General features: G+C 72.3%; 7 protein-coding genes and 2 pseudogenes. 4 read left to right on the top strand and 5 right to left on the bottom strand.

The annotated features are described in order from the left end of the window. From JHN63_RS53350 to JHN63_RS41400, 3 genes and pseudogenes are all read left to right on the top strand, one after another. Positions 1-343, top strand: a pseudogene (locus JHN63_RS53350) (hypothetical protein); the annotation flags it as partial. Beyond that, positions 334-777 carry a hypothetical protein gene (locus tag JHN63_RS41405; protein WP_200690285.1) on the top strand — a complete coding sequence of 148 codons (444 nt, stop codon included), beginning with the start codon at positions 334-336 and terminating at the stop codon, positions 775-777. The pseudogene JHN63_RS53350 and the gene JHN63_RS41405, both read left to right, overlap by 10 nt. A gap of 832 nt (positions 778-1,609) precedes the next feature. After that, positions 1,610-3,553: an ABC transporter ATP-binding protein gene (locus tag JHN63_RS41400; protein ID WP_200690284.1), complete on the top strand. Its 1,944-nt coding sequence runs from the start codon at positions 1,610-1,612 to the stop codon at positions 3,551-3,553. A gap of 19 nt (positions 3,554-3,572) precedes the next feature. Here the strand turns inward: JHN63_RS41400 and JHN63_RS41395 are convergent, their stop codons facing one another. The 4 genes from JHN63_RS41395 to JHN63_RS41380 form a co-directional block, all read right to left on the bottom strand. Further along, on the bottom strand, positions 3,573-3,755 hold the full coding sequence (locus tag JHN63_RS41395) for a hypothetical protein (protein ID WP_200690283.1): 183 nt from the start codon (positions 3,753-3,755) through the stop codon (positions 3,573-3,575). A 145-nt stretch (positions 3,756-3,900) separates the two neighbouring features. Further along, the gene (locus JHN63_RS41390; protein ID WP_200690282.1) at positions 3,901-4,590 is read right to left on the bottom strand and encodes a DUF899 domain-containing protein; all 690 of its coding nucleotides are present in this window, start codon (positions 4,588-4,590) and stop codon (positions 3,901-3,903) included. A gap of 80 nt (positions 4,591-4,670) precedes the next feature. Then, a complete protein-coding gene (locus JHN63_RS41385; RefSeq protein ID WP_200690281.1) occupies positions 4,671-5,864 on the bottom strand; it encodes a cytochrome P450 in 1,194 nt (397 codons plus the stop codon). 22 nt (positions 5,865-5,886) lie between these two features. Further along, the gene (locus JHN63_RS41380) at positions 5,887-7,248 is read right to left on the bottom strand and encodes an amidohydrolase (protein ID WP_200690280.1); all 1,362 of its coding nucleotides are present in this window, start codon (positions 7,246-7,248) and stop codon (positions 5,887-5,889) included. A gap of 161 nt (positions 7,249-7,409) precedes the next feature. Here JHN63_RS41380 and JHN63_RS41375 point away from each other — a divergent pair, with 161 nt between their 5' ends. Then, the gene (locus JHN63_RS41375) at positions 7,410-8,360 is read left to right on the top strand and encodes an endonuclease/exonuclease/phosphatase family protein (RefSeq protein ID WP_200690279.1); all 951 of its coding nucleotides are present in this window, start codon (positions 7,410-7,412) and stop codon (positions 8,358-8,360) included. A gap of 80 nt (positions 8,361-8,440) precedes the next feature. On the opposite strand, the pseudogene JHN63_RS41370 reads toward JHN63_RS41375, so the two are convergent. Continuing rightward, positions 8,441-10,050: pseudogene (locus JHN63_RS41370) on the bottom strand (FUSC family protein); the annotation flags it as partial.

The following is a 10,050-nucleotide window of genomic DNA, read 5'->3' as shown; positions in this document are numbered from 1 at the left end:
GCATGGGGGTGCCTCCGGCAGCGGGCATGGGGGTGCCGGCGACTTCGGAGGTCTGGACCTCGGCGGCTTCGGGGGCCGGGAGCACGAAACCGGAGGCGGTCCCGGAAACGGGGCCGGCTCCGGACCGCGGAGCCGGGAGGGCGTGGGCCGCTTCGGGGGCTCCGGTCACGAGGCCACGGGCCTCTTCAGGGGCCGGGGACACCAGGACGTCGGCGACCTCCCGGACTCCGTGGACATCGAGGAATCCGGTGGGCTCGGAGAATCGGGCGGGTTCGGGGAATCCGGCGGGCTCGGGGCGTCCAGTGGATTCGGGGACTTCGGTACGGGGGTCGAATGGGTGTGAGCGGCGGGTCCGGTCCCGGCCAGGTGCTCAGTCTCGACACGCTGGTCCGGCTGGGGCGTGCGCTGCACGGGCCGGGTACGCCCCGGCGACTCGCCGTCCCCGAGGACATGACGGTCCCGCTCGGCTGCGACGCCGTGGCGGTGCCCGCCCGTTTCGGACCGCTGGTCCTGCCCCGTCTGCCGCGCGTCGGCTGTGTCTACGCCGACGAGACGCACTGGTGGTGGATCGTCCCGTCCGACTCGGACTACGCCCTGGACTGGCCCGCGCCGGCGCGCTACACCACCGGGGCGCTGGTCCCGGACTCACCGAGCGCGCCCGGCCTCATCCATCGACCGGACGGCAAGCTGCCGTACACCCCACCGATCCCGCTGTACCTGGCGGTGTGCCGGGTCACGGGGGCCACGCCTTCCTGGTCGCGGCCCATCAGCGCGTAGCGCTCCGCGGGTTGAGCGGGGTTTGTCTGCGGGGCCGGTGAGTGGTTCTGTCGCGGGTTCGGTGGGCGCTGGTCTCTTAGTTCTCCGGGGTGGGTGGATTTGTGTGCGGGCCGATGGGGGCTGGTCGCGCCCACGCGGCGTAGCCGCACAATCGGCACAACCTCCCGCCTCTTTCAGTGCGCCGAGCGCCCGCGCGGCGAGGCCGCACGCCGGTCCAGCCCGCGGCCTCTTTCAGAGCGCTGAACGCCTGTGCGGCGATCCGCACATCGATACAGCCCACGCCCCTCTCAAGGCGCCGAGCGCCCGCACAGCGAGCCGCACGCCGATACAGCCCACGCCCCTTCCAGGGCGCCGAGCCCCCGCACGGCAGAGCCGCACACCGATACAGCCCGCGCCCCTTCCCGGGCACTGAACGCCCGCATGGCGGAGCCGCATATCGACACAGCCTCGCGCCCGTTCCCGAGCGCCGAACACCCGCACGGCGGAGCCGCACACCGATACGACCCACGCCCCTTCCAGGGCGCCGAACGCCCGCACGGCGAGGCCGCACATCGATACAGCCCGCACCCCTTCCAAGGCGCCGAACGCCCGCACAGCGAGGCCGCACACCAATACAGCCCGCACCCCTTCCAAGGCACCGAGCCCCCGCACGGCGAAGCCGCACATCGACACAGGCCCCGCGCCCCCTCCGCGGCGCTGAGACTCGGGCCACAACGACCCGGTTCATTCCCGGCGCACGCCCGCGCGTCGGTGGTCCTCTCTCCCGCGCTCTCCCCCGAATCGCCGCGCCCCGCGATAGTGGCCGTTCGTCCACGATCGGGGGAGGTCGGCGTTGGGGAGCAAGGGTGACTCGGGGCCAGGGGAGCCGTCCGCGTCGGAGCGGCTGCTCTTCGGTGGGCCCTTGCGGTACGACACCGGGTGGAGCCAGCACAACGACGCGTTCCTGGAGCTGAGCTTCCGGGCGATGGTGACGCGGTTGCCGGCGATGCTGCGGTCGAGTTTCCGGCTGGCCTGGCAGGCAGATCCGCGGGCCGCGCGGGTCGTACTGGCCTCCGAGACGTGCCGGGGCGCGACCCAGGCGGTGGGTCTGCTCGCGGTCAACAGCGTGCTGGGGCAACTGATCACCGGCGGTGCCATCGCCGACCGGCTGCGCGGTGCCGCACCCGCGCTGGTCACGATGGCCGCCGTCCTGCTGGTGGGCGCGCTGCTGCGGGCCGCGTCCACGTACGCGACCGGGCGGCTGGAACCGAAGGTCGAGCGGGTCGCCACCGAGCTGTATCTGGAGCGGGCGGCGGCCGTGGAGCTGTCCGCGATCGAGGACCACGCGTTCCACAAGCTGCTGGACACCGCGCAGTACGGCGCCATGTCGGCCCGCCGCATGATCTCGTACGCGACGAACGTCATGAACGCGCTGATCTCGCTGATCGCCGCGGCGGGCGTGCTGACCGTGCTGCACCCCGCGCTGCTCCCGCTGCTGGCGACGATGACGGTGCCGAGCGCGTGGGGCGCGCTGACGAACGCGCGGCGCCACTACGAGTCGTTCCACACCTGGGTGCAGCATGTCCGTGCCGGCCGGCTGATCGGTTCGCTGCTCACCGAGCCGGAGGCGGCCCCGGAGATCCGGGTGCACGGTGTCGGGCCGTTCCTGTTGCACCACTTCCACGAGATGTCGGAGAGCGCGGAGGCGGAACAGGCCCGGCTGGCCCGGCTCACCGCCCGCACGGGGCTGATCGCGGCGAGCTGGACGGGCCTCGCGACGGCGGCGACGTACGCGACGCTGGGCGGGCTGCTGCTGTCCGGTGCGATGGCGCTGTCGGTGGCGGGTACGGCGGTGATCGCGATCCGTACCGGTTCCGCGAGCCTCGACACCCTCGTCCTGGCGGTGAACCAACTGCACGAGGAGGCCCTGTTCGTGGGCGATCTGCAGAAGCTGTACGAGGAGGCGACCGCGTGGGAGATCCCGGTCGGCGGGGCCGCGCTGCCCGAGGAGCCGCGCGAGATCCGCTTCGAGAACGTCACGTTCAGCTACCCGGGCGAGTCCACCCACCCCGCGCTCGACGACGTCACCCTCGCCCTTCCGCTCGGCCGGATCATCGCGCTGGTCGGCGAGAACGGCTCCGGCAAGACGACCCTGGTCAAGCTGCTGGCCGGGCTCTACCGCCCCGACCGCGGCCGGATCCTGTGGGACGACGTCGACGCCGTGACCGCCGACCGGCAGCAACTCGCCGACCGGATAGCGATGGTGGCGCAGAACTTCAAGCGCTGGCCGTTCACCGCCCGCGTCAACGTGGCCGTCGGGCGGTCGGCGGCGGCGATCACCGAGGAGCGGCTGGCGAGCGCGGTCGCCGAGGCCGGCGCGCAGGACGTGGTCGCGGATCTGCCGCGCGGTCTGGACACCCTGCTGGCCCGCAACTTCAGCGGCGGGCACGAGCTGTCGGGCGGTCAGTGGCAGCGGCTCGGGATCGCGCGGGCCGCCTACCGGCGCGGCCGCATCCTGATCGTGGACGAACCGACGGCGGCCCTCGACGCCCGGGCCGAGCTGGAGGTCTTCGAGAAGATCCGCGCGCTGGCCGGCACCGGGCAGACGGTCGTGCTGATCACGCACCGGCTGGCGTCCGTACGCCACGCGGATCTGGTGCATGTCCTGGACCAGGGGCGGCTGGTGGAGTCCGGGACGCCCGACGAGCTGCTCGCGAGCGGCGGGGTCTACGCGGAGCTGTACGCGCTCCAGGCCGACCAGTTCACGGTGAAGGTGCCCGCCCCGAAGGCCGGCTGACCTCGGGCGGGCCGACCTCTCAGGCGGCGACGTCCACGACGTCGCCGCTGCGCACGATCACCAGGAACGCGTCGGTCGCGATGTCCATGACGACCTCAGCCTGCAGGCCCTCAAGACGGCGCGCCTGCGCGAACTCCTCCGCCGGCCACGAACCACGCGGCCCGCCGGCGGGGAAACGCTCAAGCACCGTTCGCCCGTTCACCCTGTACCTCCCTGTCGTGCTGAACTCGGAGAGCTTCGTGAAGCCTCGTAGAGTTAAACGCCGACAGTACGGTGAACGGCTCGCGAAGTGACGGTACTGAGACATAGTCGACACCTGGCCGCACATCTTTCCCGTACGTTCCGTATCAGTCCTGGTACTCGTCGTGATAGAGCACGCGTGCGCTGCCGGCGGGCGCCCCCAGCGCCGACGCGCGCCCCTTGGGCTCCTCCCACTCCTCCTGGCGCCCCAGCGCGGTCAGGTCCAGGAAGGTGGTGGCCGAGCCGAGCCCGTCGAGCCCGCGCTCATAGGTCGAGTACGTGTGGAACACCCGGTCCCGGTCGCGCAGGAAGCAGCTCACCCCGGGCCGCTCCATGGGGTCCCCGTCCCCGACGAGCGTCACGTCGAAGTCCCAGTTGAAGTCCCCGCCGAAGGACGAGTACCAGGGCAGCGTCCACCCCATCCGCGCCTTGAACGGCAGGATCTTCGTATACGGCGCCCTCGACACGGCCGCGAACGTCGTGCCGCGTGCCTTCAGGTGAGCCAGGTGCCCGATCTGGTCGAGGAACGCCGAGCAACTGCGGCAGCCCGCCTCCCACTCGGGCGCGAACATGAAGTGGTAGACGACGAGTTGGCCGCGTCCCTCGAAGAGGTCGAGCAGCGTGGCCTTCCCGTCGCCGCCCTCGAAGAGGTACTCCTTGTCGATCTCCACCATGGGCAGCCCGCGCCGCTCGGCATTGAGCGCGTCCCGCGCGCGCGTGGCCGCCTTCTCCTTGACCAGCAGTTCCTGGCGCGCCGCGCGCCACTGCTCACGCGAGACGATCTCCGGAAGCGACATGGGGGCCCTCCTGTGACAACGGTCCATTGAGGGGTGGACCGGAGCGGGACCCGGAACTCATCGCTGCCCGGAAAAAAACTTCAGGTGGCGTTCTTCCCGTACGACACCGGGAGCGCGAGCAGCCCCCGCGCCCGCAGCGACGGCCGCCACCGCACCTCGCCCGCCGCCAACTCCAGCCGGGGGAACCGCTCCAGCAGCGCGGCCAGCGCGATCTCCGTCTCGGCGCGGGCGAGCGGCGCGCCCAGGCAGTAGTGGATGCCGTGGCCGAGCGCGAGATGCCCTGAGGTGTCACGGGAGAGGTCGAGCCGGTCGGGGTCGGGGAAGCGGTCCGGGTCACGGTTCGCGGCGGACGCGGACACCCAGACCGTCTCACCGGCCGGGATGGTCACCCCGCCGATGGTGACGTCCTCGACGGGGAAGCGCCGGATGGCGAGCAGCGCGGGCCCTTCGTACCGCAGGAACTCCTCCACGGCGGCCGGGAGTTGAGCGGGGTCCTTGCGCAGGACGGCCAACTGCTCCGGGTGTTCGAGCAGGGCGAGCACCGCGTTGCCGATGAGCTGGACGGTGTTCTCGTACCCGGCGAAGAGGATGAGGAAGGCCAGCGACATCAGCTCGTCCTCGCTCAGCCGGTCGCCTTCGTCGCGTACGGCGATCAGGTCGGAGAGCAGGTCGTCGCCGGGCTCCTCCCGTTTGTCGGCGAGGAGTTGGGTGAAGAAGCCGAGCATCGCGACGACCGCGTGCTTGCCCGCCTCGGGCGGTGTCCCGGGGGCGGGTGCGACGAGGGTGTCGGTCCACACCCGGAAGTCCCTGCGATGCCGGTCGGGCACGCCGAGCAGGTCGCAGATGACGGTGATGGGGAGGGGCGCCGCGTAGGAGGCGATGAGGTCGGTGTCGCCCTCCGCGCCGAGTGCGTCGAGTGCGTCGAGGAGTTGGTCGGCGGTGCGCCGGATGGGCGTACGGAGTTGCTCGGTCCGACGCGGGGTGAAGGCACGGCCGACCAGGCGGCGGATGCGGGTGTGGTCCGGCGGGTCCATGTTGAGGAGGTTCGCGTCGAGCGCGGGCGGCAGCGAGAAGCCCCTGTAAGTCCCGGCCGTGGCATGCGACTTGTCCAGCGAGAGGCGCGGGTCGGCCAGCGCCGCCCGCACGTCGTCGTACCGGGTGACGAGCCAGGCGGGGGTGCCGTCGGGGCCGGCGATGCGGTGCACGGGGGCGCTGTCGCGCAGGCGCCGGTACACGTCGTACGGGTGGTCGAGAAGGCCGTCCGCGAGATCCATGAACCCAGCGTAGAGGCGCGGCTCAGGTGTCGTATTCCTGGATGCGCCGACCGTGACTCCGGTCGACGAGGGCGGGCAGCCGCTCCCCCAACTCCCGTACGACGGAGGGCACATCGAGGGTGAGCAGCTCGCGGTCGCGCATCAGGACGTGGCCGTCGACGATGGTGGTGCGGACGTCGGCGGAACGGGCGCTGTGCACCAGGGTGGCGGCGAGATCGTGGACGGGCTGGGTGTGCGGCCCGGTGAGGTCGACGAGGATGATGTCGGCCCGCCGCCCCGGCGCGAGGGACCCGATCGAGTCACCGAGTCCGACCGCCCGCGCGCTCTGGAGAGTTGCGTGGTGCAGCGCCTGACGGGACGTCAGCCAGCGGGGATCGCCTTCGCTCGACTTCTGCACCAAGGACGTGAGGGCCATCGACTCCCACACATCGAGGGAGTTGTTGGAGGCGGCGCCGTCCGTGGCGAGTCCGACCGGGATGCCGATGGCACGCAGGGCGCGGATCGGAGTGGTGTCGGGCCAGCCGAACTTGAGGTAGCCCCGGGGCGCGGTGGCGACCGCGACACGACCGCTCGCGCGCTCCAGGACGGGCAGGTCGCGGTCGATGATGCCGGTGCCGTGGGCGATGAGCAGGTCGGTGGCCAACAGGCCGGTGCGGTCGAGGACTTGGATCGGGGTGAGGCCGTGGCGGGTGAGGCTGGTGTCGGTCTGGTCGCGGTTCTCGGCGGCGTGGAGGTGGACGGGGAGACCGTGTTCCAGGGCGAGTTCGGCGGTGGCGGCGAGGTCGACGTCGGTCACGGTGTACGGGGCGTGCGGGGCGAGGGCGGTGGTGATGCGACCGTCGGCCGCGCCCCGGTGCCGTAGCGCGAACTCCAGTGACTTCTCCCGGCCTTGAGGACCCTGGGAGGAGAAGTAGGCCTCGCCGAGATGGGCGCGGATCCCGCACTCCGCGACGACGGCGGCCACGGTGTCCATGGAGAAGTAGTGGTCGGCGAAGCAGGTGACCCCGGCGCGGATCATCTCGGCGCAGGCGAGCCGCGCCCCCAACTCCACGTCCTTCTCGGTGAGGTTGGACTCCACAGGCCAGACGACGTCGTTGAACCACTCCTCCGTGGGCAGATCCTCGGCGAGCCCGCGCAGCGCGACCATCGGCGCGTGGGTATGGCAGTTGATCAGCCCCGGCAGGGCTAGCTGCCCGCGCGCGTCGATATGTTCGACGGCGGCGAGGCCGCCCACGGCCGCCACGTCCGCCGCACTTGTCACCGACTCGATGAGCCCGTCCCGTACGACGATCGCCGCGTCCGACTCGAAGTCGATCCGTTCCTGCTCGTCGTGCACGAGGACGGTGCAGCCGGTGATCAGCAGATCTGCGGGAGAGTCGCTCACTCTCCCAACGTACGACGCCGTCCTCGTCCCGTGTGAGCCGAACCGCGCATCCCGGCGTGCCGCTGTCGCGAGCCGCCCCGGACCAGCACGCTTGCCTCATCACCAAGGCTCTTGCCTCATCACCGATACTTCTGGACCAAGGCTTCTGGAAGGGGCCCCGCATGCTCCTCGGCACCTGGAATCTGGAGAACCTGTACCGTCCCGGCGGCCCGTCCGGCCCCAAGGACAAGGCCACCTACGAGACGAAGCTCGCCTCTCTCGCCGCCGTGATCACGGAGTTGGACCCGGTGCTGCTCGGCGTCCAGGAGGTCGGGGACCCCGCCGCGCTCGACGACCTGGCCGGTATGCTGGACGGTGAGTGGCACACGGCCACCTCCGCGCATCCGGACGTCCGGGGCATCCGGGTCGGCTTCCTCAGCCGGACCCAGCCGCGGGTCGTCGCCGACACGAACACCTTCCCCGCTCATCTCCGCCCGGTGCAGTCCGACGACTCGGGCGCCGAGGAACCGAACGCGGGCCGGGGCTTCCTCGCGGTGGAGGTCACGACGGCGACCGGGCCGCTGACGGTGGCGGTCGCCCATCTGAAGTCGAAGCTGCTGACCTACCCGGGCAACCGTTTCTTCCCCCATGACGAGGGCGAACGGGCCCGCTACGGCGCCTACGCCCTCTACCGCCGGGCCGCCGAGGCGGCGACCCTGCGCGCACTGGCCGACGAACTGCTGGCCGGTGAGGGCCGCACCCGGGACGTGGCGGTGCTCGGCGACCTGAACGACGAGGTGCAGGCCGCGACCACCCAGATCCTGCTCGGCCCGCCGGGTTCGGAGCTCGGCACGCCCGGCTACGACCGGCCGGACCAGGGCGACGCGGTCCGCCTCTGGGACGTGGCCCCGCTGATCCCCGCCGACCAGCGCTACTCCCGGATCAACTCCGGGCGCCGCGAGCTGATCGACCACCTCCTGCTCAGCCATCACCTGGTCCACCGGGTGACGGCGGCGGGGACGGGACTGCCGCGCGCGGGTGCGCCCCAACTCCCGTCGGTGGGACCGGATCCGGCGGAGCGGCGGGAGGCACCGGGCTCGGACCACGCGCCGGTGTGGGTGCGGATGGAGTAGCCGCGCCGGCGTAGCGAATTGCCTGTACGGCGACCGGCAATTCGACAATGGACGCACGGCGACGGGCAGTTCGGCAATGGCTATACGGCGATGGGCAGTTCGATGGCGCGCAGCCCGAGCCGCCCCCGCCCCCGCTCGAACTCCTCCAGCAGGTCGGTGAGTTGCTGGATGTGGCGGGGTGTGAGGTGCCCCGTGTCGTCGAGGTGGACGGCGCAGGCGGTGGTCGTGTCGACGAGCCGTTCGAGGACGGCCGCGACCTCGTCCGTGCCTTCCGTGTGCCGGGCGAGGGCGGGGAGTTCGGCGGCCGAGACGGCGATGGCGCCGCGGGCCTCGGCAAGCGTGCGGTAGGCCTCGCGGCGCAGGGTCCAGCGCTCGGCGCGGTCGTCGGACTCGTTCAGTACGTGTACGAGGTAGTCGTGCGCGGCTCCGCCCGCGGCGGCGAGCCGGGCGCGCACGCCGCCGCCGCGTTTCCCCGGCATCGGCAGATGCCCGACGATCAGCACGATCGCGCAGGCCAGCAGGGTCTCGCCGATCCGGCTCGCGGAGGCCTGCGGTTCGCCGCCGACCATCACGAGGGAGAGCACGAGGACGGTGACGACGGCGGTCTGCGCGGCGAAGTGCCGGGTGGCGACGGGAATGAGCGCCCCGCTGAGCGCCACGAGCGCGACGAGCCCCTCCGGCCGGGGCAGCACGGCGGCGAACCCGGCAAAGACAAGAGCCCCCAGCACGGTCCCCGCCGCCCGGCTCAGCGCCCGCGAGGCGAGCGGTCCGAGGTCGGGCTTGACGAGGAAGACGGCGGTCGCGGGCAGCCAGTACCAGTGCTCGTGCAGCCCGTACCAGCGGGCCTGGTGCAGCGCCTGGGCGACGGCGACACTGGCCCCGAAGCAGAGGGCGACCCGGATCCCGTACTCCCGCCCCCCGGCCCCAAAGGCCGTACGGAAAAGATCAGTTGCTGTCCGCCGCCGCGTGTGCAGATCACTCCCCTCGGCCTGGTCGAAGGCGTCGGCGGCGTGCAGCAGGGCGTCGTCGAGGGCACGGAGTGCGGGCGCGGAACGGTTGGGCGCGGGCAACGGCCCGGTGTGCGTGTTGTCGCGCACGGCGGCGGCGAGCCGTCGGGGCCCTTCGCTCGCCCGCCCGGCGACCGCCTCCCCACCCCAGGCGATCGCGGTCGCGGCCTCGGCCAGCGGCAGCGCGGCGGCGTACTGCCCGTGCAGCCGCCGCTCGGCCGCGGAACTGGCGTACCGCCGCAGCCGGGGCCCGGCGAGCGCGTCCTGCGCGTGACACTGGCGTCGAGCAGCGCGGCGACCGCGTCGTACACGGCGGCTACGGCGTCCCGCTCGCCGTCGAACCGGTAGTCACCGGCGATGGCACCGGGCGTGGGCAGCGCCAGCCGCAGCAGGACCAGCCAGGCGGCCCCGGCGAGAAAGGCCAGCGCCCGCTCCCATCCGGGCTCGGGCAGGGGCATCCCGGCACCGATGGCGGAGGCGACGAGCAGTTGGGTACCGGCGCCGGACGCGACCGGCCCGATCGCGCTGAAGCTGCCGGCGAACAGCCCGATCCCGGTGAGGAGCAGGGTCAGCACGACAGCCCCGACATGGTCCCCGGCATAGGTCCCGACGAGCAGCCCACCTGCCCCCGCGAGGGCAGGCCCCCCGAGCCGCTTGACCGAGGCCCGCCGACTGCCGGGCCG

The organism is Streptomyces sp. MBT65, assembly GCF_016612545.1.
In the GTDB taxonomy this organism is placed as follows: Bacteria; Actinomycetota; Actinomycetes; order Streptomycetales; family Streptomycetaceae; genus Streptomyces.
The sequence above is the reverse complement of the archived record's forward strand: the minus strand, read 5'-3'. Positions and strand labels throughout refer to the sequence as shown.

What these genes read in the sequence shown, in the direction of transcription:
- JHN63_RS41375 (WP_200690279.1), top strand. Translation starts at nt 7,410, where the DNA reads ATGCTCCTCGGCACCTGGAATCTGGAGAACCTGTACCGTCCCGGCGGC.
- JHN63_RS41405 (WP_200690285.1), top strand. Translation starts at nt 334, where the DNA reads ATGGGTGTGAGCGGCGGGTCCGGTCCCGGCCAGGTGCTCAGTCTCGAC.
- JHN63_RS41390 (WP_200690282.1), bottom strand. Translation starts at nt 4,590, where the DNA reads ATGTCGCTTCCGGAGATCGTCTCGCGTGAGCAGTGGCGCGCGGCGCGC.
- JHN63_RS41385 (WP_200690281.1), bottom strand. Translation starts at nt 5,864, where the DNA reads ATGGATCTCGCGGACGGCCTTCTCGACCACCCGTACGACGTGTACCGG.